25 protein-coding genes are annotated in these 23381 nt (G+C 68.0%); 13 read left to right on the top strand and 12 right to left on the bottom strand.

Going from position 1 to position 23381, the window contains the following annotated elements:
• Positions 1-40: 40 nt before the first annotated feature.
• Positions 41-355, top strand: coding sequence for a DUF3574 domain-containing protein (locus O4N75_RS14315; RefSeq protein WP_269626181.1), 315 nt, complete (start codon positions 41-43; stop codon positions 353-355).
• Here O4N75_RS14315 and O4N75_RS14310 read toward each other — a convergent pair.
• Together O4N75_RS14310 and O4N75_RS14305 are read right to left on the bottom strand one after the other, a co-directional pair.
• Complete coding sequence (locus O4N75_RS14310) at positions 352-1158, bottom strand: helix-turn-helix transcriptional regulator (protein WP_269626180.1); 807 nt, start codon at positions 1156-1158, stop codon at positions 352-354. The genes O4N75_RS14315 and O4N75_RS14310 overlap by 4 nt on opposite strands.
• Before the next feature lie 298 nt (positions 1159-1456).
• Complete coding sequence (locus tag O4N75_RS14305; protein ID WP_269626179.1) at positions 1457-3235, bottom strand: patatin-like phospholipase family protein; 1779 nt, start codon at positions 3233-3235, stop codon at positions 1457-1459.
• A gap of 98 nt (positions 3236-3333) precedes the next feature.
• Here O4N75_RS14305 and O4N75_RS14300 point away from each other — a divergent pair, with 98 nt between their 5' ends.
• A complete protein-coding gene (locus O4N75_RS14300; protein ID WP_269626178.1) occupies positions 3334-4170 on the top strand; it encodes an enoyl-CoA hydratase-related protein in 837 nt (278 codons plus the stop codon).
• Positions 4171-4175: 5 nt separating this feature from the next.
• Positions 4176-4574, top strand: a complete 399-nt coding sequence (locus O4N75_RS14295; RefSeq protein ID WP_269626177.1) for a DUF1489 domain-containing protein — start codon at positions 4176-4178, stop codon at positions 4572-4574.
• 4 nt (positions 4575-4578) lie between these two features.
• On the opposite strand, the gene panC is transcribed toward O4N75_RS14295, so the two are convergent.
• Positions 4579-5430 carry a pantoate--beta-alanine ligase gene (gene panC, locus O4N75_RS14290; RefSeq protein WP_269626176.1) on the bottom strand — a complete coding sequence of 284 codons (852 nt, stop codon included), beginning with the start codon at positions 5428-5430 and terminating at the stop codon, positions 4579-4581.
• A 169-nt stretch (positions 5431-5599) separates the two neighbouring features.
• Here panC and O4N75_RS14285 point away from each other — a divergent pair, with 169 nt between their 5' ends.
• Together O4N75_RS14285 and O4N75_RS14280 are read left to right on the top strand one after the other, a co-directional pair.
• Positions 5600-6424 (top strand): division plane positioning ATPase MipZ, encoded by an 825-nt coding sequence (locus O4N75_RS14285; RefSeq protein ID WP_269626174.1) that lies wholly within the window; start codon positions 5600-5602, stop codon positions 6422-6424.
• A gap of 10 nt (positions 6425-6434) precedes the next feature.
• On the top strand, positions 6435-6854 hold the full coding sequence (locus tag O4N75_RS14280) for a DnaJ domain-containing protein (RefSeq protein ID WP_269626173.1): 420 nt from the start codon (positions 6435-6437) through the stop codon (positions 6852-6854).
• A gap of 3 nt (positions 6855-6857) precedes the next feature.
• Here the strand turns inward: O4N75_RS14280 and O4N75_RS14275 are convergent, their stop codons facing one another.
• Positions 6858-8150 carry a D-alanyl-D-alanine carboxypeptidase gene (locus O4N75_RS14275; RefSeq protein ID WP_269626172.1) on the bottom strand — a complete coding sequence of 431 codons (1293 nt, stop codon included), beginning with the start codon at positions 8148-8150 and terminating at the stop codon, positions 6858-6860.
• A gap of 308 nt (positions 8151-8458) precedes the next feature.
• On the opposite strand from O4N75_RS14275, the gene phaP reads away from it, so the two are divergent.
• The 4 genes from phaP (at position 8459) to O4N75_RS14255 (ending at position 11387) form a co-directional block, all read left to right on the top strand.
• Positions 8459-8893 carry a TIGR01841 family phasin gene (gene phaP, locus O4N75_RS14270; protein WP_267231837.1) on the top strand — a complete coding sequence of 145 codons (435 nt, stop codon included), beginning with the start codon at positions 8459-8461 and terminating at the stop codon, positions 8891-8893.
• A gap of 132 nt (positions 8894-9025) precedes the next feature.
• Positions 9026-9487 (top strand): RidA family protein, encoded by a 462-nt coding sequence (locus O4N75_RS14265; protein WP_269626171.1) that lies wholly within the window; start codon positions 9026-9028, stop codon positions 9485-9487.
• The gene (locus O4N75_RS14260; RefSeq protein ID WP_269626170.1) at positions 9484-10230 is read left to right on the top strand and encodes a glycerophosphodiester phosphodiesterase family protein; all 747 of its coding nucleotides are present in this window, start codon (positions 9484-9486) and stop codon (positions 10228-10230) included. The genes O4N75_RS14265 and O4N75_RS14260 overlap by 4 nt, the downstream gene beginning before the upstream one ends.
• Positions 10227-11387, top strand: a complete 1161-nt coding sequence (locus O4N75_RS14255; RefSeq protein WP_269626169.1) for a GNAT family N-acetyltransferase — start codon at positions 10227-10229, stop codon at positions 11385-11387. The genes O4N75_RS14260 and O4N75_RS14255 overlap by 4 nt, the downstream gene beginning before the upstream one ends.
• 121 nt (positions 11388-11508) lie before the next feature.
• Here O4N75_RS14255 and O4N75_RS14250 read toward each other — a convergent pair whose 3' ends face one another.
• Positions 11509-13047 (bottom strand): acyl-CoA synthetase, encoded by a 1539-nt coding sequence (locus O4N75_RS14250; protein ID WP_269626168.1) that lies wholly within the window; start codon positions 13045-13047, stop codon positions 11509-11511.
• A gap of 138 nt (positions 13048-13185) precedes the next feature.
• Here O4N75_RS14250 and O4N75_RS14245 point away from each other — a divergent pair, with 138 nt between their 5' ends.
• Positions 13186-13623: an HIT family protein gene (locus tag O4N75_RS14245; protein WP_269626167.1), complete on the top strand. Its 438-nt coding sequence runs from the start codon at positions 13186-13188 to the stop codon at positions 13621-13623.
• Between the two features lie 75 nt (positions 13624-13698).
• On the opposite strand, the gene clpA is transcribed toward O4N75_RS14245, so the two are convergent.
• From clpA to O4N75_RS14225, 4 genes are all read right to left on the bottom strand, one after another.
• Positions 13699-16020 carry an ATP-dependent Clp protease ATP-binding subunit ClpA gene (gene clpA / locus O4N75_RS14240; protein ID WP_269626166.1) on the bottom strand — a complete coding sequence of 774 codons (2322 nt, stop codon included), beginning with the start codon at positions 16018-16020 and terminating at the stop codon, positions 13699-13701.
• Between the two features lie 6 nt (positions 16021-16026).
• Complete coding sequence (gene clpS, locus O4N75_RS14235) at positions 16027-16356, bottom strand: ATP-dependent Clp protease adapter ClpS (RefSeq protein WP_056734830.1); 330 nt, start codon at positions 16354-16356, stop codon at positions 16027-16029.
• Between the two features lie 151 nt (positions 16357-16507).
• Positions 16508-17776, bottom strand: a complete 1269-nt coding sequence (locus O4N75_RS14230; protein ID WP_269626165.1) for a DNA polymerase IV — start codon at positions 17774-17776, stop codon at positions 16508-16510.
• The gene (locus O4N75_RS14225; protein WP_269626164.1) at positions 17773-18666 is read right to left on the bottom strand and encodes an ROK family protein; all 894 of its coding nucleotides are present in this window, start codon (positions 18664-18666) and stop codon (positions 17773-17775) included. Before O4N75_RS14225 ends, O4N75_RS14230 begins: the two co-directional genes overlap by 4 nt.
• 125 nt (positions 18667-18791) lie before the next feature.
• Here O4N75_RS14225 and O4N75_RS14220 point away from each other — a divergent pair, with 125 nt between their 5' ends.
• The gene (locus O4N75_RS14220) at positions 18792-19502 is read left to right on the top strand and encodes a YceI family protein (RefSeq protein ID WP_269626163.1); all 711 of its coding nucleotides are present in this window, start codon (positions 18792-18794) and stop codon (positions 19500-19502) included.
• On the opposite strand, the gene O4N75_RS14215 is transcribed toward O4N75_RS14220, so the two are convergent.
• The gene (locus tag O4N75_RS14215) at positions 19499-20167 is read right to left on the bottom strand and encodes a hypothetical protein (protein WP_269626162.1); all 669 of its coding nucleotides are present in this window, start codon (positions 20165-20167) and stop codon (positions 19499-19501) included. The genes O4N75_RS14220 and O4N75_RS14215 overlap by 4 nt on opposite strands.
• A 110-nt stretch (positions 20168-20277) precedes the next feature.
• On the opposite strand from O4N75_RS14215, the gene O4N75_RS14210 reads away from it, so the two are divergent.
• Both O4N75_RS14210 and O4N75_RS14205 read left to right on the top strand, forming a co-directional pair.
• On the top strand, positions 20278-20643 hold the full coding sequence (locus tag O4N75_RS14210; RefSeq protein ID WP_267231847.1) for a response regulator: 366 nt from the start codon (positions 20278-20280) through the stop codon (positions 20641-20643).
• Positions 20644-20651: 8 nt separating this feature from the next.
• Positions 20652-22016, top strand: a complete 1365-nt coding sequence (locus tag O4N75_RS14205; protein WP_269626161.1) for a PleD family two-component system response regulator — start codon at positions 20652-20654, stop codon at positions 22014-22016.
• An 18-nt stretch (positions 22017-22034) separates the two neighbouring features.
• Here O4N75_RS14205 and O4N75_RS14200 read toward each other — a convergent pair whose 3' ends face one another.
• Both O4N75_RS14200 and O4N75_RS14195 read right to left on the bottom strand, forming a co-directional pair.
• Positions 22035-22406 carry a tRNA-binding protein gene (locus tag O4N75_RS14200; RefSeq protein WP_269626160.1) on the bottom strand — a complete coding sequence of 124 codons (372 nt, stop codon included), beginning with the start codon at positions 22404-22406 and terminating at the stop codon, positions 22035-22037.
• Entirely contained in the window at positions 22384-23343 is a 960-nt protein-coding gene (locus tag O4N75_RS14195) for a DMT family transporter (RefSeq protein ID WP_269626159.1), read from the bottom strand. Before O4N75_RS14195 ends, O4N75_RS14200 begins: the two co-directional genes overlap by 23 nt.
• Positions 23344-23381 lie beyond the last annotated feature (38 nt).

Raw genomic sequence — 23381 nt, 5'->3', positions numbered from 1 at the left:
CAGCCTGATCGGGCCTAGCTGCCCCGCTGGGCAGGAGTCGATGCGCACCGCCCAGCTCTTCTTCGGCCAGAACATCGGCGGCGAACACGGCGTTTCCGAGGCCGATTTCCGCAAGTTCGTCGACGAAGAGCTGACCCCGCGCTTCCCGAGCGGCCTGACCGTGCTGGAAGGCGGCGGCCAGTGGAAGGGCGACGAGAACAAGCTGATCCGCGAGGCGTCCAAGGTCGTGGTCCTGGTCCTGCCCAACGGCATCGAGGCGAACCTGAAGCTCAACGCGGCGCGCAAGGCCTACAAGGCCAAGTTCCACCAGGAGTCGGTGCTGCTGGTGACGCAGCCGGCCTGCGTGGATTTCTAGGCCGGCAGACTGTCGGCCAGGTTGCGGAGCGCCTGGGCGGTTTCGGCGTCGGCGGGAAAGAAGGTCTCGAGCGTCAGCTCCGACAGCGTCACGTCGACCGGCGTGCCGAAGACGGTGGTCGTGCTGAAGAACGACATCAAGCCAGCGGGGGTCTGCAGCCGGAACGGAATGGCCACCCCGCCGAACTCGTCGGACGGCTTGCGCGGCGGCTGGCCGCCCGGGATCGGATAGGCCTTCAACTCGGTCAGCAGCTCGGAAAGCGCCAGGTCGGCGGTCAGCTCGACCTCGCGGCGCAGCCGGTCAAGCAGGTGGGCGCGCCATTCGTGCAGGTTGGCGATCCGCGACGCCAGGCCTTCGGGGTGCAGGGTCAGGCGCAGCACGTTCAGCGGTGCGGCCAGCAGGTGGGGCGCGACGCCGGCCAGCATCGGCGCGATCATGCGGTTGGCGCTAACCAGGTTCCAGCCACGATCGACGACCAGGGCAGGGTAGGGCTCGTGCCCGGCGAGGATGACGTCGACGGCCCTGCGCGCCGCGGCCAGGGCGGGGTCGTCCAGGGAGCGTTGCGGAAACACCGGCGCGAAGCCGGCCGCTACGAGGATGGTGTTCCGTTCCCGCAATGGGATCTCCAGGTGCTCTGCCAGACGCAGCACCATGTCCCGGCTGGGCTGGGCGCGGCCGGTTTCGAGGAAGCTGAGGTGGCGGGTGGAAATCTCGGCGTCGAGCGCCAGGTCGAGCTGGCTGAGCCGGCGGCGCTGACGCCATTGACGGAGGTGGTCGCCCACTGCGGTTGCTGTCGCGATCATGGCGCGACACTAGCTGGGCCGGGGGGCGGGCTCCATGACCTGAGAAGTAATGAGCGCAAGATCTGACGCCCGAAAAGACAAAGGGCCGGCTCCCTTTCGAGAACCGGCCCTTCCATTGTCGGACCGCAGTGCGGCCCGCAACTCGGCGCTTACTTGGAGACCTCGTAAGCGGCGACCCGGGTCGCGGCTTCCACACTCGGATGAGGACAATGAGACACTGGGTCACCTCCTTTCAGCTGTTGAACAGGACCATCAATATGGGACGGATTTTCCGGTTCGCAAACCCCTTCATCGCCGTTCAAGCGAGCGTGACGCCGGCGGCGGCCGGTTCGTCTTCGCGGCCGGCCCGGCGGCGAAGCTCGGTGACCGGGCGCGGCAGCTTGTCGAGGGCCTCGATCGTGGCGCGGTAGCCAGCCTCGACCGCCGGCTCGAACGCGGACCAGTCGCGGATCTCGACCCCGGTCAGGTCGGGGGTGATGAGGACGTCCGTGGCTTCGCGCGCGGCAGCCAGATCGCGTCCGCTGGACACCGTGGCTGCCCGCATCAGCAGCGAGACGATCGGCGGCCCCTTGCGCCACTGACCCGAGCGGATCCAGCGCCAGACCGATTCCGGCCGTGCTACGTCATCGGCGGTGATCGAGCGTCCTCGGCTGACGTCGACGCCGACGATGGGGCCAAGCTGGGTCAACCGCATGATGTCGGCGGGGAAGTTCTTCATCACCGCGCCGTCGACCAGCACGTTGTTGTCGTCCGTGGTGGCGGGCGGCAGCACGCCGGGCAGGGAGATGGTCGCGCGCAGCGCCTTGCGCAGCAGCCCGCTCTTGTGAAGCTGATAGGCGCCGGTGGTGAGGTTCGATGACACGCAGAAGAACGGCAGCCAGAGGTCGGCGATCTGGATCTCGCCAAAATGCCTCGCCAGCCGCTCGCGCACCTTCTCGCCGCGGGTCATGGCCAGCAGCGGCAGAGCGATGTCGTCCAGCGGACTGGTGGTGACGAAAGCGTCGCGGATGCGCCGCTCCATTTCCTCGCCGTCCCAGCCGACCGCCAGGCCGGCGCCGACGATCGCGCCCATCGAGACGCCGCCGACGAAGTCGATGGGCACGCCGCGTTCGCGCAAGGCCTTGATCGCCCCGATGTGCGCGTAGGCGCGAGCGCCGCCCCCGGAGAGCACCAGCCCGACCGACTGGCCGGTCAGCAGGCGGGCGATCCGCCGAGCGTCGTCGCCGTTGTCGCGGCGAACCTGGAACAGCCGCGCGGGGCGCAAGGCGTCCACCCAGGCCTGCGATCCCCGCGGCGCCTTGCAGGTCTTGGGCTGAACCAGGATCAGGTCGACGAGCCCCTGGGCCTGAAGCGGCTCGCCATGGGCAAGACCTTCGGGCGGCGGGGCGCTGTCGCCCCGGGCGATCCGGAACAGGCGGTCGACCTGCCGGCCGACGACCTGGCGCCAGCCGATGTCCTCCGCCTCGGCGGCGTAGAGCACGAAGTCGTAGTCGCGCTCGACTTCGGAGAACCACTCGGTCGGGGCGTGCTGGGCCTCGCTGCCGACGACGGTCACCGAATAGCCGAGGCGGCCGACCTCCCGCGCCACCTTGTCGATCAGGCGGCGGACGGCGACGGCTGCGCCCGTTCCGACGAAGCCGTACACCGACGGCTCGCCGATCGAAGTCTTGCTGGCGGCCTGCCGGGTGCGCAGGATCATCAACCGCGCCAGCTCGGTCATCACCGAGGCGTCGGCCTCGGCCGCCTCGAAGAAGGCCTCGCGCGGCAGGGCGAAAATCTCGGAATCGCGCAAGGCCACCACGGTGCCGCTGTGCGGGGTCCCGGTGATCAGCGACATCTCCCCGGCGGGCTCGCCCGGCCGGATGACGCCCAGGAACTGCGGTTCGCCGTTCTCTTCCTTGCGGAAGGCGCCCAAACGTCCGGCGCGCAGGAAATAGAGGTGGTCGGCCGGTTCCCCGGCTTTGAACAGCGTTGCTCCGCCCGGCAGGGCGAACCACGTCGCTTCGCCGTGGCCGCGCTCCTCGTAGAAGAGACGGGCCAAGGCCGATTCGCTGGGAATATCGGGCAAGCTGACCACGGCGGCAGCCTAGCTTGCGTCGCCGTGGGCGGCTATGGCTTGGCCTGATCCAAAGTTCCGGTCCAGCGTTCTTTAAGGATCCCAGGAGACCGCAAGCCATGACCAATCCGATCGCCGACCCGCTGGTCGAAATCACCGACACCGACGCCGACTCCAGGCTGGTCGACATCGACGCGACCCTCGAAGGCGTCGCGACCGTGACGCTCAATCGGGCGATCCGGCGCAACGCGTTCAACGCCGAGCTGATCGCGGCCCTGCACGAGGCGTTCGAGACGCTGCAGGGCGCCGAGGGGGTCCGCGTGGTGTTCCTGCGCGGCGCGGGCTCGACCTTCAGCGCCGGGGCGGACCTGGACTGGATGCGCGAGGCCGTGGACCGCAGCGAGGCTGACAATCGCGACGATGCAATGCTGCTGGCGCGGATGCTCAAGAGCCTCTGGGACATCCCGGCGCTGACGGTCGCCCTGGTCGAGGGCGGCGCCTATGGCGGCGGCGCGGGACTGGCGGCGGCGTGCGACATGGCGGTCGCCACCGCCGACGCCAAGTTCAGCTTCTCGGAGGTCCGGCTCGGCCTCATCGCCGCGACTATCAGTCCCTATGTCGTGGGCGCGGTCGGTCCGCGCGAGGCGCGCGCGCTGTTCGCCACCGGCAAGGTGTTCGACGCCGCCTATGCCGAGAAGGTCGGGCTGGTCAGCGAGGTGGTCGCCGACGGCGCCCAGCTGACCGAGGCGCGCGACCGGATCGCCCGCGAGATGATGGCTTGCGGACCTGAGGCGGTCGCCCAGTCCAAGAAGCTGGTCGAGGACGTCGCCTTCCGTCCGGTCGAAGACGTGATGGAGGAGACCGCGCGGCGGATCGCCCGTGTGCGCGTGAGCCCCGAAGGCCAGGAGGGCGTCCGCGCCTTCCTTGAGAAGCGCAAGCCCAGCTGGCTGGTCTAGAGGCCATGTCGCTGCACATGATCAAGCTGGTGGTGGGCTGCGACACCATCGAGGACCTGCTCGCCTGGCACGAGGCGGGAAGGCCCTGGATCATGCACACCCGCCAGACGCCCAAGCGGGCCGTCGAACTGCTGGACGGCGGATCGCTCTACCGGGTTTTCAAGGGCGTGATCATGTGCCGCCAGCGCATTCTGGCGGTCGATACGGTGGGCGAGGGCGTCACCGCGCGCTGCCAGGTGACCGTCGATCCTGAGATCGTCCGGGTGGCGCCGACCCCCCGGCGCGCCTTCCAGGGCTGGCGTTATCTCGACGCGAAGGACGCGCCGCCGGATCTCTCAGGCGGCGTCGATGGGGACATTCCTGCGGAGCTGGCGCGCCAGCTCCGGGAAGCCGGCGCCTGGTAGCCGCTCAGACCGCCATATTGTCGATCAGCCGGGTCTTGCCGATCATCGCGGCGGCCAGCACGCGGCCCGGAACGGTCAGCGGACCGGGACCCGGGTGGCTGAGGTCGTCGGCGTTGCGGACCTCGAAGTAGTCGATGCGCTGGAAGCCGGCGCGCTCGAGCGCGGCGATGCCGGTGGCCTCCACCCGCTCGACGGGCTCGCCGGCCTGCAGGCGGCGCACCGCGTCGGCCAGGGCGACATTCATCCGGCCGGCGACTTCGCGTTCGGGCTCGCTGAGATAGGCGTTGCGCGAGGAGCGCGCGAGGCCGTCCTCGAGCCGAGAGGTCGGGGCCCCGACGATCTCGACCGGAATGTCCAGGTCGCGGACCACGCGCTTTATGACCTGCAGCTGCTGGAAGTCCTTCTCGCCGAAGACCGCGACGTCGGGGCCGCATTGCAGCAAGAGCTTGCTGACCACGGTGGCGACGCCGGCGAAGTGGCCGGGGCGGGCCGCGCCGTCCAGCGGCTCGGAGACGCCGGTGACGTTGACGGACGTGGCGAAGCCCTGCGGATACATCTCGCCGACCGTCGGGGCGAACAGCAGGTCGCAGCCGGCGCCAGCCAGCAGCTCGGCGTCGCGCGCCTCGCCGCGCGGATAGGCGTCGAAGTCCTCATTGGGGCCGAACTGGGTCGGATTGACGAACACGCTGGCGACGACCCGGTCGGCCTTGGTCTTGGCCAGGGCGATCAGCGACAGATGGCCCTCGTGCAAGGCGCCCATGGTCGGCACTAGCGCGACCCGTTCGCCGGCTCGCTTCCACGACGCCACCTGGGCGCGGAGTTCGGCGACGGTGCGGACGATGGCGATCTGGGACATGGGAAAACTCGCTGGACGGGGTGGCGCGCTTATGGCGCGGTCGGCCCATGGCGTCCATTCCATCCACAGTCGATGCAGCGCCTTACGTTGACGCCGCGTCGTGGTGAAGGTTCCTGTTAACAAATAGAATCGGTGCGAAGTCGCCGAATCGGTTTGGAGTTGAGAATCGATGTCACAAGCCAAGGTGATCGTCGTCGGGAACGAAAAGGGCGGGGCGGGGAAATCCACCATCGCCATCCACGTGGCCACGGCCCTGCTGCACGGCGGAGCCAAGGTCGCGACCTTGGACCTGGACGTGCGCCAGCAGTCGATGGGCCACTTCTTCGCCCATCGCCGCGCGTGGCTGGACGCCAATGGCGCGGTCGCCCCGATGCCGATCGAGTTCCAGCTGCCGGCCGAACTGGCCAAGGCGGCGGACGTCGACGCGCTGGCCCAGTTCGAGGAGGCGTTCGGCCGGGCGGCCGAGCAGGCCGACTTCGTGCTGATCGACACCCCCGGCAGCGACACGGCCATCGGACGCGCGGCGCACGGGCTGGCCGATCTCATCGTCACCCCCATGAACGACAGCTTCGTCGACTTCGACATGCTCGGCGTGGTCGATCCGGTAAGCCTGGAGCTGAAGCGGCCCAGCCTCTACTCCGAAACCGTCTGGAACAGCCGCAAGGCGCGGGCGGTGGCGAGCGGCCAGTCGATCGACTGGGTGGTGCTGCGTAACCGTCTGGCCCCCACCGAGGCGCGCAACCGCAAGCGGCTGGATGAGCGCGTCCAGGCGCTGTCGCGGCGGGTCGGGTTCCGCGTCGGGCCGGGCCTGCGCGACCGGGTCATCTATCGCGAGCTGTTCCCGTTCGGCCTGACCATCGCAGACCTGTCGCCGACGATCCGTCCGGTGGCGATGTCGCTGCAGCATGTCGCCGCCCGCCAGGAGCTGCGGGCGCTGATGGGCGCGCTGGGCCTCTCGGGCCTGGCCGGCGAAGAGTTGCTGGCGGCGCAATAGCCCCCTTCAGATGCTTTACCTGGCCCTTGGCTGTGCGGCGCTGTTGTTGCTGGTCTGGCTCACCCGCGGCAAGCCTTTGCTGAAGCGGCGCGAGTGGCGGTTCCTGGCCGGAGCGCTGGCGATCGCCTGTTTCGCGGCCGCGGCCTATGTCGGCGTGCGCGGCGGCTGGGGAAAGTCCATCGTGCTGGTGGTCATGGGGCTGTGGCTGGCGGTGTCGACCCGCCGGACGGGGATAGCGGCTCCGCCGACCGCCGGCCGCATTAGCGACAGCGAGGCGCGCTCGATCCTCGGGGTCGGGCCTGAGGCCACCGAAGCCGAGATCAGGGAAGCCTATGGCCGGCTGATGCGCATGGCCCACCCGGACAAGGGCGGGACCAGCGGCCTGGCCGCGCAACTGAACGCGGCCAGGGATCGTCTACTGAAGAAGTAGTCGTCAGGCCGGCCGCACGACCATGCAGGCCAGGCGCTTGGCCTTCAGGGCCTGACAGGCGTCCTTGGCGGAGGCCTCGGTGTAGCCTGAGAACCGCGCGCGGTATGTGCCGCCGACCTTGCCGCCGACTTCGCCGTTGGCGGCGCGGAAGTGCTTGCCGAAGCGCTTGGAGACGAGGGCGATCTGTTCCTTGGCGTCGGCCTTGGACTTGAAGGCGCCGACTTGGACCGACCACTTGCCGGCCGCCTTCTTGTCGCGCAGGGCGCTCTTCGAGGGTTCGACGATCTTGGTGCGGGCGGCGGCCGGGGTCGGGCTGGCCGAGGCGAGCACGATCTTCAGGCCGTCCTGCTCGTTGTCGCCCTGTTCGATGGAGGGGCGCAGGACCGGGCCAGAGGGCTCCGGCTCGAACAGGTTCTGGGCGACGGTGATCTTCTCGCCGCGGTCACGACGGGCCATGACGTCGAAACCGGTCAGGATCAGGTCTTCGGCGTTGTTGTTGCGCACGGCGGTCGACGGCGCGCCGAGGACCACGGTGATCAGACGGCGATTGTCGCGCACGGCCGACACCGCGATGTTGTAGCCCGAGGCGTTGGTATAGCCGGTCTTCAGGCCATCGACGCCGGGCATGCGACCCAGCAGGCCGTTGTGGTTGCGCATGGTCACGCCGCGGAACGTGAAGCTCTGCTGGCTGAACAGCTTGTAGTACTGCGGGTAGTCGCGCATCACCGCGCGCGACAGGATCGCAATGTCGCGGGCCGTGGAGACCTGGCGGCTGTCGGGCAGGCCCGAGGCGTTGACGAAGCGGGTGTTCTGCATGCCGAGCTCTTCGGCGCGCAGGGTCATCATCGCGGCGAAGCGCGCTTCCGACCCGCCCAGCTTTTCGGCCAGGGCCACGGCGATGTCGTTGGCCGACTTGATCGCCAGCGCCTGCATCGCCTGTTCGACGGTCAGGGTCTCGCCGGGGCGCAAGCCGAGCTTGGTCGGCGCCTGGGCGGCGGCGCGGGGCGAGATCACCACCGGATCGTCGAGACGGATGCGGCCGGCTGCCAGCGCCTCGAACGCCAGGTAAAGCGTCATCACTTTCGTGATCGAGGCGGGATACCGGGGGCTGTCCGCGCGTTTGGCGTACATCACCTCGCCGGTCTTCGCATCGACCACGATGGCCGCATACTTGGGTTGGCTGGCGGGCAGCTGGAGATAAGGAACCTGGGCCTGTGCGACCCCGGCGACCGGCGCGATGGCTGTCGCGGCGGCGAGGGCAAGGGACGCAATCAGGCGGCGGGCACGCTCGAACATGCGGTTCGTCCGTCAATACAAAGGTTTAAGCGGCCCCCCGGGCCACTCCGGATGAGTCGTAGCATGCCAGCCGTAGCCTTGCGCGATGGTAAACAGGACTTGAACGGGCCCATTTGTCGCGCCTGAACCGATCAACACTTCCGTGAACGTCCGGCGCCCAAAGGGCGGGCAGGGTTATTGTGCGGTGCACAAAATTCGCTTGACTGCTGCACTGCAACATGGGAAATGACGGGCGAGTTCAAGGCAAATCCCCCGTCCACGTTTGCGTCGCGGTATCACCGCCCAATCCCGACCCCAGGAGCCCGCCCATGGCCGCCGCCGAGACCGTTAAGAACACCGTCGAACAGTTCACCACCGCCGGCAACGTCGCCTTCAAGGACGCTGTCGAGAAGTCGCTCGCTCAACTGAACGAGATGAACACCCATTCGAAGAAGAACCTGGAAGCCGTCATCGCCTCGGTGACCGCCTCGACCAAGGGCGCCGAAGCCCTGGGCGCCCAGGCCATGGCCTACTCGAAGAAGGCCGTGGAAGATCACGTCGCCGCCGCCAAGTCGCTCTCGGGCGCCAAGTCGGTGCAGGAAGTGATCGAGCTTCAGACCACCTACGCCAAGTCGGCCCTCGACGCCTACATCGCCGAAGTCTCGAAGATGTCGGACATCGTGTCGTCGTCGGTGAAGGATGCGGTCAAGCCGCTCAACGAACGCGTCACCGCCGCCGTCGAGCGCCTGCAGGCCGCCCGCTAAAGACCTCCCAGTCGCCCCGCTCCGGCGGGGTGTCCGCACGGAGAAGGCCCGCGCCATCCCAGGCGCGGGCCTTTTCTCTTTCCGGCGCCCTTTTCGCTTTTCGGGTTCGGGGCGCAGCGGTAGACCTTCGGCATGTCGAAGGTCGAAGAACGCCTGTCTGCGCTCGGTCTCACCCTGCCGCAGCCCAATCCGCCGGTCGCCAACTATGTGCCCTTCGTGAGGGTCGGCGATCTCGTCCACATCTCCGGCCAGGTGTCGGTCGACGCCGGCGGCGGCATTCGCGGCACGGTTGGCGAGGAGGTCGACATCGAGACCGCCAAGGCGGCGGCGCGTCTGTGCGGCGTCAACCTGATCGCCCAGATGAAGGCGGCCTGCGACGGCGACCTGGACCGCGTGGTCCGGGTGGTCAAGCTGGGCGGTTTCGTGCAGGCCGGCGCGAACTTCCTGGAGATCCCGCAGGTCGTGAACGGCGCCTCGGACCTGATGGTCGAGGCCTTCGGCGAGGCCGGCAAGCACGCCCGCTCGGCGGTCGGCGTCTATCGACTGCCGCTCGGCTTCTCGGTCGAGGTCGACGCCGTGGTGCAGGTGCGGTGAGCAACCCGTTCGGCGAGGCCTGGGACCTGCTGTTCCACCCGCCGGTGGCGCACCGGGGGCTGTGGACGCGCGGCGGGGCGCCGGAGAACTCGCTCGCCGCCTTCCAGGCCGCCTGCGAGGCCGGCTACGGCGTCGAACTGGACGTGCACCTGTCGTCGGACGGGGAGGCGATGGTCTTCCATGACGAAGACCTGAAGCGGATGACCGGCGTCGAGGGCAAGCTTCGCGACCGCACCGCCGCCGATCTGGGCGAGCTGACCCTGAAGGACACTGACGAGAAGATCCCGACCCTGCGCGAGACCCTGGCGCTGATCGGCCGCCGGGCGATGGTGCACATCGAGCTGAAGACCGCCTATGGCGAGGTCGGGCCGCTGGAGCAGCGCGTCCACGAATTGCTGATCGACCACGCCGGCCCGACCTGCGTGATCGGGTTCAATCCCTACTCGCACGCCTGGTTCGCCGACCGCTTCCCGGGCGTGCTGCGGGGGCTGGACAGCTACGACTACAAGCAGGTGCCGCACATGAACGAGGCGCAGCGCGAATCCTTCGCCAGGCTCGAGCATGTGGCGATCGCTCGCCCGCACTTCCTGGCGCTGCACATCGGGATGCTGCCGGACGAGCAGGTGGCGAAGTACCGGGGAGAGGGCATGCCGGTCGTGGCCTGGACAGTGCGCGAGCCGGGGCAGTGGGACGCGGTGAAGGACTATTGCGACAACCTGATCTTCGAGGGTTTCGAAGCGTGAAGCTGAAGCCGGCGGTGCAGATCAGCCGCCGAATCGCCGAGATCGGGCGCGAGGCGTGGGACGCTTGCGCCGGCCACCCGGACCATCGCGGCAATCCGTTCGTGGCCTTCGACTTCCTGGACATCGCCGAGGCGGCCGGCTGCGCGGTCGAGCGCACCGGCTGGGGGCCGCAGCATCTGGCGGTCGAGGACGAGGCAGGCCAGGTCGCGGCGGTGATGCCGCTTTACCTGAAATCGCACAGCCAGGGCGAATACGTCTTCGATCACGCCTGGGCCGACGCCTATGAGCGGGCGGGGGGCCAGTACTATCCGAAACTGATCTCGGCCGCCCCGTTCAGTCCGGTGACCGGGCCGCGGCTGCTGGTGCGGCCGGACGCCGATCTGGAGGAGGCGCGCCGCATCCTGCTGGGCGGCGCCCTGGCGGTGTGCGAGCAGTACGAGGTGTCGTCGCTGCACGTGAACTTCCCGACTCAGGGCGAGTGGGACTGGCTGGGCGACCGCGGACTGCTGCAACGGCAGGGCCAGCAGTACCACTGGCTCAACCAGGGTTACGCCAGTTTCGAGGGGTTCCTGGAGGCGCTGTCGTCCGGGCGGCGAAAGACCATCCGGCGCGAGCGGCGCGACGCGCAGGCGCAAGTCGAGATCGTCGCGCTCACCGGCGCGGAGATCACTGAGGATCACTGGGACGCGTTCTTCGCCTTCTACATGGACACAGGCTCGCGCAAGTGGGGCCGCCCGTACCTGAACCGCTTGTTCTTCTCGCTGCTGGGCGAGCGGATGGCTGACCGCGTGCTGCTGGTCATGGCCCGGCGCGGCGGGCGTTGGATCGCCGGGGCGCTGAACTTGATCGGCGAGGACTGTCTCTACGGCCGCAACTGGGGCTGCATCGAGGACGTCCCGTTCCTGCATTTCGAGCTCTGCTACTACCAGGCTATCGAATGGGCGATCGACAAGGGCCTGGCGCGGGTCGAGGCCGGGGCCCAGGGGCAGCATAAGATCGCCCGGGGCTATCTGCCGGCTCCGGTCTTTTCCGCCCACCACATCGCCGACCCGCGGCTGCGCGGGCCTGTGGGCGATTTCGTCCGCCGAGAGCGCGAGGCGGTGAACGGCGAGATGGAGTGGCTGGCCGAGGAGTATTCGCCCTTCCGGCAGGGCTAGACCCTGTCCCGGTCGGCTTGAAAGAAGCCAACCGGGATGAACAGGGTCGGTTCTTTGATTTTAGCGCCCTTCTTAGCCACTCACGATGATCAATCGTGAGTGGAAAGGGCTCTAGGCCGGCTCAGATCTTCCGGTCCTGCCAATAGGCGTCGCGCAGCAGCCGCTTGTACAGCTTGCCGGTCGGCAGGCGCGGCATTTCCTCGATGAAGTCAATGGAGCGCGGGGCCATGTAGTGAGCCAGCCGCTCGCGGGCGTAGGCCAACAACTCCGCTGCCAGGTCGTCGCTCGGCGTTTGACCGGGCGCGGGCTCGATCACCGCCTTCACCGCTTCGCCCATCTCGGCGTCCGGCACGCCGAAGACCGCCACGTCGGCGACCTTCGGATGTGTGACGAGGGCGTCCTCGATCGCCTGCGGATAGATGTTCACCCCGCCGGAAATGATCATGAATGCCTTGCGGTCAGTGAGGTAGAGGTAGCCGTCCTTGTCTAGGTACCCGACGTCGCCAAGGGCGTTCCAATTGGGGTGGTCGGGGTGGCGGGCCGAGGCCGTCTTAGCGGGGTCGTTGTGGTACTCGAAGGTCGGCGCCTCGCGCTCGAAGTAGACGAGGCCGGTCTCGCCGATCGGCAGCTCCTTGCCGTCCTCGTCGCAGATGTGCAGGACGCCTAGCGCAGCGCGGCCGACCGAGCCGGGATGTTCCAGCCAGTCTTCGCTGGTGATGAAGGTCGAGCCCGAGGCCTCGGTGCCGGCGTAGTACTCGTAGAGGATCGGCCCCCACCACTCGATCATCTGGCGCTTGACCTCGACCGGGCAGGGCGCGGCGGCGTGGACGGCGACCTGATGGCTGGAGAGGTCGTAGCGGGTGCGAACCTCGGCCGGCAGCTTCAGCATGCGCACGAACATGGTCGGCACCCATTGGCTGTGGGTGACGCCATGCGTCTCGATCAGCTGCAGCGCCTGCTCCGGATCGAAGCGCTCCATCATCACTACCGTGCCGCCGAAGGACTGCACCGTCAGCACATAGGCCAGCGGCGCGGCGTGATAGAGCGGGGCCGGCGACAGGTAGACGCTCTGCGCCGACAGCCCATAGCGATTGGCCATCTGGCGCGCGTCGAACCCCTCGGCCGGCGTGATGTCGGGCAGGGGGCGCAGGATTCCCTTGGGTCGCCCGGTGGTGCCCGACGAGTAGAGCATGGAATCGCCCATCCACTCCTGGGCCAGGGGCTCGGGCGAACCGGACGCCACCGCCGCCTCGTAGGAATCCCAACCGGGGATGACGCCCCCGACCATCAGGCGGATCGGGCAGTTCGGAATCAGGTCCAGGAGCTCGGCGGCGGTCTCGCGCTTGGCGTAGGACGTGATCAACGCCTTGGCGCCGCAGTCGTTCGCGATATAGGCGGCTTCGTCCGGCGGCAGGTAGCGGTTGATGGTGGTGACGTAGAGGCCCGATCGGAAGGCCGCCCAGACCGGCTCCATGAAGGCGAGGTTGTTCTCCATCAAGACGGCGATGTGGTCGCCGCGGCGCAGGCCCTGGTCGTAGAGGTATTGCGCCAGGCGGTTGGAACGCTCATTTAGCTCGGCGAAGCTCACCGCCTGGCCGGTGTCGGCGGAAATCATGGCCGGCTTGTCGGGCGTCAGCCGCGCGTGATCGGCGAGATACATCGCTTCCCTCCCTCTGCGGCCTTTGCGGCCGTCTGTCCTTGCAGGTTATCGCAAGGCGAACATGCGTAAACCCGTCGCCGTGTTCCGTCCTTCCAGCCAATGCGCTACCACCAAGCGACGAGTTTGGAGGAGCGGCCCATGAGCCTGGACGGGACCTACGAGGACGGAAATATCTTCGCCAAGATTCTGCGCGGCGAGGCGCCGGCGGCGAAGGTGTTCGAAGACGGCGAGATTCTCGCGTTCATGGACGTCTTTCCGCAGTCCAAGGGCCACACCCTGGTGATCCCGAAGCACTCCCAGGCGCGCAACCTGCTGGAAGTGGAGCCGGAGGTCCTCGCGCCGCTGATGTTCGGCGTGCAGCGGATCACCCGCGCGGTCCGCGCGGCGCTGAACCCGGACGGGATCATGGTCGCCCAATACAACGGCGCGCCCGCCGGCCAGACGATCTATCACCTGCACTTCCACATCATCCCACGCTGGGCGGGCGTCGAGCTGGGCCGTCATGGCGCGGGCGGCATGGCCGATCCCGTCGAGCTCAAGGCGCTGGCTGAGCAGATCGCCGCCAAGATCGCCTAGCCGGTCCGCAGGGCGTGCAAAGAAAAACCCCGGAGCCGAAGCTCCGGGGTTTCACATGTCAGGCTGTGGAGCTGCTTAGCCGGCCAGCTCCGCCGCGGCGTCCTCCGCCGGATCCTCGATGATCGGGGCGCCCGGCTCGCGGTCGTCGCCTTCGATCTCGAAGCCCAGCTTGCTGTCCTTGAGCACCACCTTGACGTGGCCGCCCTTGACCAGCTTGCCGAACAGGATCTCGTCGGCCAGCGGCTTCTTGATGTGCTCCTGGATGACCCGGGCCAGCGGCCGGGCGCCGTAGAGCTCGTCGAAGCCGTTCTTGGCCAGCCAGTCGGCCGCTTCCTCGGTCGTCTCGATCGTGACGTGACGATCGGCGAGCTGGGCTTCCAGCTGCATGACGAACTTCTGGACGACCTGCCGGATGATCTCCTGGGTCAGCGGCTTGAACTGGACCACCGCATCCAGACGGTTGCGGAACTCCGGCGTGAACAGCCGCTTCAGGGCCTCGTCGACCTCGTCGTCCTGCTTGCCGCGACCGAAGCCGATGGCGTTGCGTTGGGCGTCCGAGGCGCCGGCGTTGGTGGTCATGATCAGGACCACGTTGCGGAAGTCGACCTTCTTGCCGTTGGCGTCGGTCAGGACGCCGTGGTCCATGACCTGCAGCAGGATGTTGAAGACGTCCGGGTGGGCCTTCTCGATTTCGTCGAGCAGGACGACCGCGTGCGGGTGCTGATCGACGGCGTCGGTCAGCAGGCCGCCCTGGTCGAAGCCGACATAGCCGGGAGGCGCGCCGATCAGGCGGCTGACCGTGTGCCGCTCCATGTACTCCGACATGTCGAAGCGCAGGAGCTCAATGCCCATGGTCGAGGCCAGCTGGCGGGCGGTCTCGGTCTTGCCGGTGCCGGTGGGGCCCGAGAACAGGTAGCAGCCGATCGGCTTGTTGGCGTCGCGCAGACCGGCCCGCGCCATCTTCATGGCGGCAGAGAGCTGTTCGATCGCGTTGTCCTGGCCGTAGACGGCGCGCTTCAGATCGACTTCGAGTTCCTTCAGCGCCACCGTGTCGGACTTGGACACGGACTTCGGCGGGATGCGGGCGATCTTGGCGACGACCGTCTCGATCTCCTTCACGCCGATGGTCTTCTTCCGCTTGCCCTCAGGCAGCAGCATCTGGCTGGCGCCGGCCTCGTCGATGATATCGATGGCCTTATCCGGCAGCTTGCGGTCGGTGATGTACTTGGCCGACAGCTCGACCGCCGCCTTGATGGCGTCGCCCGTGTAGCGGAGCTTGTGGAACTCCTCGTAGTAGGTCTTCAGACCCTTGAGGATCTTGATCGTGTCCTCGATCGTCGGCTCGTTCACGTCGATCTTCTGGAAGCGGCGGACCAGGGCCCGATCCTTCTCGAAGTGCTGACGGAACTCCTTGTAGGTCGTCGAGCCCATGCAGCGCAGGGTGCCGGAGGCTAGGGCCGGCTTCAGCAGGTTCGAGGCGTCCATCGCCCCGCCGCTGGTCGCGCCGGCGCCGATCACCGTGTGGATCTCGTCGATGAACAGGATCGCGTCGGGGTGGTTTTCCAGCTCCTTGACGACCTGCTTCACGCGCTCTTCGAAGTCGCCGCGGTAGCGGGTACCCGCCAGCAGCGAGCCCATGTCGAGCGAGAAGATCGTCGCGCCGGCCAGGACTTCCGGGACTTGGTTGCTGATGATCTTGCGCGCCAGGCCCTCGGCGATCGCGGTCTTCCCGACGCCGGGGTCGCCCACCAGCAGCGGGTTGTTCTTGGTCCGGCGGCAGAGGATCTGGATGCAGCGCTCGACTTCCGCCGCGCGCCCGATCAGCGGGTCGACCTTACCCTGCTTGGCCTTTTCGTTGAGGTTGACGCAGTAGGCTTCGAGCGCCTCGCCGCCGGTCTTCACGGCGGGCTTGTCCTCATCCTCGGAGCCCTTGACGGTCTTGGGCTGGTCAGCCCCGGCCTTCTTGGCGATGCCATGGGCGATGTAGTTCACCGCGTCGTACCGCGTCATGTCCTGCTCCTGCAGGAAATAGGCGGCATGGCTCTCGCGCTCGGAGAAGATGGCCACGAGCACGTTGGCTCCGGTCACTTCCTCGCGGCCCGAGGACTGGACGTGGATCACGGCGCGTTGGATCACGCGCTGGAACGACGAGGTCGGCTTGGCGTCCTCGCCGTCGTCGACGACCAGGGAGCGGAGCTCGTTGTCCACGTAGTTGGTGAGCGTGGTGCGCAGGGCGGCCAGATCCACGTCGCACGCTCGCATCACACCCGCCGAGTCCTCATCGTCGATGAGGGCGAGCAGCAGATGCTCTAGCGTCGCGTACTCGTGCTTGCGCTGGTTTGCGAAAGCCACCGCGCGGTGGAGAGATTCTTCAAGCTGGCGCGAGAATGACGGCACTGAGCCTCAATCCTTTTCCATTGTGCATTGCAGCGGGTGCTGATGCCGGCGGGCGGTATCAACCACCTGGGCCACCTTCGTTTCCGCCACTTCGTATGTGAACACGCCACACACGCCGACACCGTGTTGGTGAACGTGCAGCATGATACGCGTCGCGTCTTCGCGCGACTTGTTAAAGTATTGCTCAAGCACGTAGACGACGAATTCCATCGGCGTGTAGTCATCGTTCAGGATGAGCACGCGATACATCGACGGCTTCTGCGTCTTCGGCTTGGTCTGAGTGATGACCGTCGACCGGACGCCCGTATCTTGATCACCTTGCTTGCGCTCGGCCATCGAACAGGTCTCCTGAGGGCAGCCGCCCTCTCTACAATGGATTAGATATGGAAAAGGCTGCCGTATGGAAGGGTTGAAATGTCGCCCAAAGGCTCCAACCCGTCTAACCGCGCGTTTTTGTCACCCCGAATGCGGGGGAACATGGCAACCCTCAATCATGGGAGGTGCGTTTCGCCCCCAAGGCCCGACCGGATGTGACCGCGCCGGGACCGAATCGCGCCCGTAGCTTATCCACGGCGCGTTCCTCGACCAGGGCCTTCTGCTCGGCGCCGGCGAAAAAGTCGTGCTCCACGGCGTCGGCGTCGATCAGGTCGGCCATGCCGATGCCGATCAGCCGCCAGGGCCGCCCGTCGGCCTCCTTGGCCAGCAGTTCGCGGCCGACGGCGAACAGGGTCTTGGCCGTCTGGGTCGGCACCGGCAGGGCGCGGCGGCGGGTGATGATCTTGAAGTCCGTGCGGCGCAGCTTCAGCGTCACGACCCGGCCGGCGACGCCGCCGGCGCGGGCCTGGCGGGCGACGCGCTCGCAAAGCGGGGCCAGCTTGTCCTCCAGGTCGGACCTGGCGGACAGATCCTCGTTGAAGGTGGTCTCGGCGCTGATGCCCTTGCGCTCCTCGTTGGGATTGACGGTGCGGTTATCGCGTCCGTGGGCCAGGTCGTGCAGCCGCAGGCCCTGGGCGCCGAAGCGCTGGGCCAGAACTTTGATGTCGGCGCGGGCCAGGTCGCCGACCTTGCTGAAACCGGCGCCTTCCAGCGACTTGACCATGGCGGGGCCGACGCCTGGGATGATCCCCACCGGTTTCGAGGCCAGGAAGCCCTGCGCCTCGGCGGCGCCGATCACCGAGAAGCCGCGCGGCTTGTCGAGGTCCGAGGCGATCTTGGCGAGGAACTTGTTGGCGGACAGGCCGATCGAGACGGTGATGCCGATCTCGGCCTCGATCCTCGTTTGCAGCCGCGCCAGGGTTTCGGCGGGCGGCGCCCCGTGCAGGCGCTGGGTGCCGGAAAGATCCATCCAGGCCTCGTCCAGCGACAGCGGCTGCACCAGCGGCGTCAGGTCGCGGACCATCTCCATGATCCGCCGGCTCTCGGTGCGGTACTTGGTGAAGTCGGGCTTGAGGATCACCGCCTGGGGGCAGAGCTGGCGGGCCTTGAACATCGGCATGGCCGATCGCACGCCGCTGATGCGGGCGATGTAGCAACAGGTGGTGACGACCCCGCGTTTGCCGCCGCCGACGATCACCGCCTGGTCACGCAGCGAAGGATCGTCGCGCTTCTCCACCGAGGCGTAAAAGGCATCGCAGTCCATGTGCGCGATAGAGAGCGTCTCGAGGTCGGCGTGGGCCACGATCCGCGGCGAGCCGCAGGCTGGGCAGCGGCGCTCGAACGGGCCGCGCCTGAAGCAGTCGCGGCAGAGGGCGCTCATGGCTGCAGCGGCCACAGCCAGGCCGCGCCCCGCACGCCGGACGAATCTCCGTGCATCGCCGGCCGGATGTCGGTCTCGAACTGGTCGGAGAACACCAGCGGCGCGATGGCCGCGGGCAGGCGTTCGTAGAGTTCGCCGACATTCGACATGCCGCCGCCCAGGATGATGACGTCGGGATCGAGAACGTCGCAGACCACCGCCAGGCCGCGCGCCAGGCGATCGACATAGCGGTCGAGCGCCGCAGCGGCGGCGCGTTCGCCGTTCCGCGCCGCGCCAATGATCTGTTCGGCTGAGAGGCCGCCGCCATGGTCCCTGGCGAGCCCGGTCCCCGACACCCAGAGTTCCATGCAGCCGCGTCGCCCGCACCAGCACGAGGGGCCGGGGTGCTCGTCGTCGGTCGGCCAGGGCAGGGGCATGTGGCCCCACTCTCCGGCGAAGGCGTTGCGGCCCTCCAGGATCGTACGGTCGACCGCCACGCCCGCGCCGCAGCCGGTGCCCAGGATCGCGGCGAACACCACCCGATGGGCGGCGCCGGCGCCGTCGGCGGCTTCTGACAACGCCAGGCAGTTGGCGTCGTTGGCGTAGCGGACCGGACGTTCAAGCACACGGGCGAGATCGGCCGGGAACGGGTGGCCGTTGAGCTCGGTGGAATTGGCGTTGCGCATCAGGCCGCTGGACGGTGAGGGCGAGCCGGGCCCGCCCACGCCGACGCTGGCGCCCTTCGCCCCAGCCTGGCGCTCGGCTTCGGCGACGAGCTCGCGCACCGCCTCCAGGCCGGCGGCGTAGTCGCGCGGCGAGGCCCCGCGCACGCGGGCCTGGAAACGGCCCTGCGCGTCCAGCGCCGCCGCTTCTATCTTGGTGCCGCCGAAATCCACGCCGATCCGGATCATGGGGTCATGGTTTGTTCCGTTTCGCGACCGGGCGCAATGGGGCCGGGCGGGCGATTTTCGATGGCGCGCCTGATCGTCGGGTGCGACGCTCAGTTGTGGCTAGTGCTACTCGAAGGATCGGACCCATGAAGAGAGCCGCCTGGGCGTTCACCGCTCTTGCTGTCGCCGCCTGCTCGCAGCCGCAGGCCGAGAAGAAGGCGGCTGAGCCGCCCGCGTCTGCGCCCATGGCCGCCGCGCCGGCTGTGCAGAACACCGCCCCGCCTGGCGAGTACAAGCTGGACAACACCCACGCCAGCGTCACCTTCCGGGTCGATCACCTGGGGCTCTCCCGCTACACGGCGCGGTTCACCGACATCGCCGGTAAACTGAACTTCGATCCCGCGAACCCGGCGGCGATGAGCGTCGAGGCCACCGTCGACCCGAAGTCGCTCGAAACCGACTTCCCGCTCGACAAGCCCGACTTCGACGCCGAGCTGGCTGGCCCGCAATGGCTCGACGCCGCGAAGTTCCCGACCATCACCTTCAAGTCGACGAAGGTCGAGCCGACCGGCGCCAACACCGCAAAAGTCACGGGCGACTTCACCCTGCATGGAGTGACCCGGCCGCTTACCTTGGACGCCACGTTCAACGGCGGCTACGCGGCCGGCGGCATGGATCCGTCGGGCGCGCGCATCGGCTTCTCGGCCCAGGGCAAGATCAAGCGCTCCGACTTCGGCGTCTCATACGGGGTGCCCGCGCCGGGGACGCACTTCGGCGTCGGCGACGAGGTCGAGATCCTCATCGAGACCGAGTTCACCCAGCCCGGCCCGGACGGCGCCGCCAAGCCGGCAGGCTAGAAGACGGCCGCCTCGATCGCTTCGCGCAGCGCCCGCCAGTCGTCGATTCGGGTGTGGCGTTCCGGGGCGGTCGGCGCCAGCGGCTGCAGACGCGGGTCGGCGACCATCTGGAAGCGGTTCACGCCGGGCGCGCTCTCAGCCACCGAGTCGAGATTGGAGATCAGGTCGTCGATGAAGGCGGCTCTCGCCGTGACCTGCCGCGCCATCAGGGCGGCGACCGGGCCCTTCGGACCAGTGTTGAGCACCAGCGGGTAGTCCATCCCGTGCCGGCCCAGCCACCGGGCCCGCGCCATGCGGGCCGGTCCCGGCGCATTGGTCAGGATCACCACATTGGCCCGCTGGGAGAGCGCGCGCAGCGCCTCGGGCCCGCCGGGGGCCGGTTCCATGTCGCCGCAGCCGAGGCGGAAGAAGTCGTCGAAGTGGATGCGGCCTTCTTCGACCGGCAGATGCTGGGATTCGCCCGGGCGATAGATGTTCTGAAACAGCGCGAAGCGGTCGACGCGGAACTCCAGCCCGCGCCCCTCCAGGAACCGGCCGAAGCCCTGCATGAACAGGCCCAGCACCTCGTCCACGTCGACCAGCAGCAGCGGACGGGTGGGATCGACGCCCAGATCCAGCAGGTTGGGCGCCCGCGGCGGCGGCAGTTGAGGTGAAACGCTGGCCAAGAAGCTCTCCGGTGCGACTAACGCGAGTTTAAGGATATCCGTGGGATTAACGATCCAAAGGTGGGGGCAGCGGTCGATTCGTGAGCTCTCGAAGCATCGTCGAGACGAAAATGGCCAAGAAGGTCCTCATCGTCGAGGACAACGAGCTGAACATGAAGCTGTTTCATGATCTGCTCGATGCCCAAGGCTACGAAACCCTGCAGACCCGGGAAGGGCTGCAGGCGCTTGCGTTGGCGCGCGAGCATCGTCCCGATCTGATCTTGATGGACATCCAGCTGCCCGAGATCTCCGGACTGGAGGTCACAAAGTGGCTGAAGGAGGACGACGACCTCGCCGCGATTCCGGTCGTGGCGGTTACGGCGTTCGCCATGAAGGGCGATGAGGAACGTATTCGCGAAGGCGGCTGCGAGGCTTATCTGTCGAAACCCATTTCGGTGTCGCACTTTCTCGATACCATCCGGCGATTGTTGAGCTAGTTCGCCCCATGTCCGCCCGCATTCTCGTCGTCGACGACATCGAAGCCAACGTGCGCCTGCTGGAAGCCAAGCTGACGGCGGAATACTACGATGTCCTGACGGCCAGCGACGGGCCGACCGCCCTGGCCATCGCGGCCAAGGAAAAGCCCGACATCGTCCTGCTTGACGTCATGATGCCGGGTATGGACGGCTTCCAGGTCTGTCGCCGTCTGAAGGACGATCCGGAGACGCGCCATGTGCCGGTGGTGCTGGTCACCGCCCTGGACGGCCGCGCCGACCGCATCGCCGGGCTGGAGTCCGGCGCTGATGAGTTCCTGACCAAGCCGATCGACGACGTCCTGCTGTTTGCCCGCGTGCGCAGCCTGACCCGGCTGAAGATGGTGATCGACGAACTGCGCGACCGCGAGGCTTCCGGCCGGCGCATGGGCGTCATCGCCGGCGCCGCCTCACGCCTGGGCGGGACGGGCGGGCGGATTCTCATTGTCGACGATCACGAACGCCAGGCCCAGCGCGTGGCCACCGAACTGGCCATCGAGCACCGGCCGGTGATCGAGGCCGATCCTGAAAAGGCGCTGATGACCGCCAAGGGGCCGGTCGACCTGATCATCGTCAACGCCACGGCGCGCGCCTTCGACGGCCTGCGCTTCGCCGCCCAGCTGCGTTCGGACGAGGCGACCCGCCACCTTCCGGTGCTGGCGGTGGTGGATTTCGACGAGCGGTCGCGGCTGGTGAAGGCCCTGGAGATCGGCGTCAACGACATCCTGCCCAAGCCGATAGACCCGCAGGAGCTGGCCGCCCGCGCCCGCACGCAGATCCGGCGCAAGCGCTACACCGACTATCTGCGCGACAACCTCGATCACTCCCTGGAACTGGCCGTCACCGATCAGCTCACCGGCCTGCACAATCGCCGCTACATGGCCGGCCAGCTCGAGGCGCTGGTGCGCCGGGCGACCCATGGCGGCGACCCGGTGGCCTGCCTGCTGATCGACATCGACCACTTCAAGAAGATCAACGACGGCTATGGCCACGACGTCGGCGACGAGGTCCTGCGTGAGTTCGCCGTGCGGGTGGCCTCCAACGTCCGCGCCATCGACCTGCCGTGCCGATACGGCGGCGAAGAGTTCGTCGTGGTGATGCCGGACACCAAGCTGGAGGACGCCGAGCGGATCGCCGAGCGGATCCGCCTGCACGTCGCCGGCTCGCCCTTCCGGGTGAAGGGCGGGAGCGAGCTGCTGACGGTCACGATCTCGGTCGGCGTCGCGGCCACCCTGGGTGAAGGGGACAAGCCCGAAGCTCTGCTGAAGCGCGCCGACGAGGCCGTCTACGAGGCCAAGGCTCACGGCCGCAACAAGGTCGTCGCCCGCGCCGCGTGACGCGGCTTGCCGAAGCGGTCACGCCAGGCGTGCGCCCCTGGGAACCGCTGACATCGGCGCGGCCAGGACGATGGCGCCGTTCGCGTCGGGAAAGCCCAACACAAGCACTTCGGAGCGGACCGGTCCGATCTGACGGGGCGGGAAGTTCACCACCGCCATCACGCTGCGGCCGACGAGCTCCTCCAGCGTGTAGTGCTCAGTGATCTGGGCCGAGCTCTTCTTCACGCCGATCGCGGGGCCGAAGTCGATGGCCAGGCGGTAGGCCGGCTTGCGGGCTTCCGGGAACGGCTCTGCCGAGACGATCACGCCGGCGCGGATGTCCACCTTGGCGAAGTCTTCGAAGACGATCTGCGCGGCCGCAGGTTCATCAGGCGTGCTGATCTTGTGCATGGGAAGCTCCTTGGCGCTGGCGATGCGCCGAAACGCAGGTGACGACGCTGGCGATCATCAGGGTGATTGCGGTGAGTTCGGCAGTGGTCGGCCACCGCTGCTCCCACAGGAAGCCGTAGAGCAGGGCGAACAGGGTCTCGAACAGGATCATCTGGCCGATCAGCGTCCCCGGCAGCAGCCGACTGGCGCGGTTCCAGAAGGCGTTGCCGACGATGGACGCGAAGATCGCCACCCCGGCCGAAACCGCAGTAAAGCGCGCCCAGTCGGCCGGGGCGTGGGCGCCGGCGCCGATCAATGCGGCGGGGATGGCCAGGACAAGCGCCTGGGCGCCGGTGGCGAGCCCGGTCAGCAGGCTCCAGTCGTGGGCTGACAGATGGGGCGTCCGGGCCAGCCAGCGCCCGTTCCAGACCGCGTAGGCGGTCCACGCGGCCAGCGCGCCGATCGCGCAGGCGAGGCCTACGAGGGCGCGGGTTTCCGCCCCCGGCGCGGCGGCGGCCATGGATTGCCAGGCGATGCAGATGACGCCGGCCGCGCTGAGCAGCAGCGAGGGAATCAAGCGGCGCAGGGGGACCGCCCCATGGTCGCGGGCGCCGATCACCGTCACGGCGACGGGCAGAAAGCCGATCACCACCGAGGTCATCGCCACGCCGCCCATCTGCACGGCGCTGGCGAGCAGCACGTAGTAGAGGGTGTTGCCGAGGAGGCTGAGCCAGGACAGGGCGATCCACTCACGCCGTCCGACCGCCGAGCTCACGCTGCGCCAACGCGGGGCGAGCAGGGCCGCGGCGATCACGCCGTAGGCTAGGTAGCGTCCCGCGGCCAGTTGCAGCGGCGTGAAATCCGCCGCCAGCTCGGGCGCCAGGAACACCAGGCCCCAGAGCGCGCCTGCGGCCACCCCGCATCCGACGCCCAGCAATGTCCGGCCCTGTCCTGTCATGCGGCAGGCCATTGCCATGGAACGAGCCCGCGGTCTTG

Source organism: Phenylobacterium sp. NIBR 498073, from assembly GCF_027286305.1.
Classification (GTDB): Bacteria; Pseudomonadota; Alphaproteobacteria; order Caulobacterales; family Caulobacteraceae; genus Phenylobacterium.
Note: the sequence above shows the minus strand (reverse complement) of the source record. Positions and strands in the feature narration are given on the sequence as shown.

What these genes read in the sequence shown, in the direction of transcription:
- O4N75_RS14315 (WP_269626181.1), top strand. Translation starts at nt 41, where the DNA reads ATGCGCACCGCCCAGCTCTTCTTCGGCCAGAACATCGGCGGCGAACAC.
- O4N75_RS14310 (WP_269626180.1), bottom strand. Translation starts at nt 1,158, where the DNA reads ATGATCGCGACAGCAACCGCAGTGGGCGACCACCTCCGTCAATGGCGT.
- O4N75_RS14300 (WP_269626178.1), top strand. Translation starts at nt 3,334, where the DNA reads ATGACCAATCCGATCGCCGACCCGCTGGTCGAAATCACCGACACCGAC.
- O4N75_RS14295 (WP_269626177.1), top strand. Translation starts at nt 4,176, where the DNA reads ATGTCGCTGCACATGATCAAGCTGGTGGTGGGCTGCGACACCATCGAG.
- panC (WP_269626176.1), bottom strand. Translation starts at nt 5,430, where the DNA reads ATGTCCCAGATCGCCATCGTCCGCACCGTCGCCGAACTCCGCGCCCAG.
- O4N75_RS14285 (WP_269626174.1), top strand. Translation starts at nt 5,600, where the DNA reads ATGTCACAAGCCAAGGTGATCGTCGTCGGGAACGAAAAGGGCGGGGCG.
- O4N75_RS14280 (WP_269626173.1), top strand. Translation starts at nt 6,435, where the DNA reads ATGCTTTACCTGGCCCTTGGCTGTGCGGCGCTGTTGTTGCTGGTCTGG.
- O4N75_RS14275 (WP_269626172.1), bottom strand. Translation starts at nt 8,150, where the DNA reads ATGTTCGAGCGTGCCCGCCGCCTGATTGCGTCCCTTGCCCTCGCCGCC.
- phaP (WP_267231837.1), top strand. Translation starts at nt 8,459, where the DNA reads ATGGCCGCCGCCGAGACCGTTAAGAACACCGTCGAACAGTTCACCACC.
- O4N75_RS14265 (WP_269626171.1), top strand. Translation starts at nt 9,026, where the DNA reads ATGTCGAAGGTCGAAGAACGCCTGTCTGCGCTCGGTCTCACCCTGCCG.
- O4N75_RS14250 (WP_269626168.1), bottom strand. Translation starts at nt 13,047, where the DNA reads ATGTATCTCGCCGATCACGCGCGGCTGACGCCCGACAAGCCGGCCATG.
- O4N75_RS14245 (WP_269626167.1), top strand. Translation starts at nt 13,186, where the DNA reads ATGAGCCTGGACGGGACCTACGAGGACGGAAATATCTTCGCCAAGATT.
- clpS (WP_056734830.1), bottom strand. Translation starts at nt 16,356, where the DNA reads ATGGCCGAGCGCAAGCAAGGTGATCAAGATACGGGCGTCCGGTCGACG.
- O4N75_RS14230 (WP_269626165.1), bottom strand. Translation starts at nt 17,776, where the DNA reads ATGAGCGCCCTCTGCCGCGACTGCTTCAGGCGCGGCCCGTTCGAGCGC.
- O4N75_RS14225 (WP_269626164.1), bottom strand. Translation starts at nt 18,666, where the DNA reads ATGATCCGGATCGGCGTGGATTTCGGCGGCACCAAGATAGAAGCGGCG.
- O4N75_RS14220 (WP_269626163.1), top strand. Translation starts at nt 18,792, where the DNA reads ATGAAGAGAGCCGCCTGGGCGTTCACCGCTCTTGCTGTCGCCGCCTGC.
- O4N75_RS14210 (WP_267231847.1), top strand. Translation starts at nt 20,278, where the DNA reads ATGGCCAAGAAGGTCCTCATCGTCGAGGACAACGAGCTGAACATGAAG.
- O4N75_RS14205 (WP_269626161.1), top strand. Translation starts at nt 20,652, where the DNA reads ATGTCCGCCCGCATTCTCGTCGTCGACGACATCGAAGCCAACGTGCGC.
- O4N75_RS14200 (WP_269626160.1), bottom strand. Translation starts at nt 22,406, where the DNA reads ATGCACAAGATCAGCACGCCTGATGAACCTGCGGCCGCGCAGATCGTC.
- O4N75_RS14195 (WP_269626159.1), bottom strand. Translation starts at nt 23,343, where the DNA reads ATGACAGGACAGGGCCGGACATTGCTGGGCGTCGGATGCGGGGTGGCC.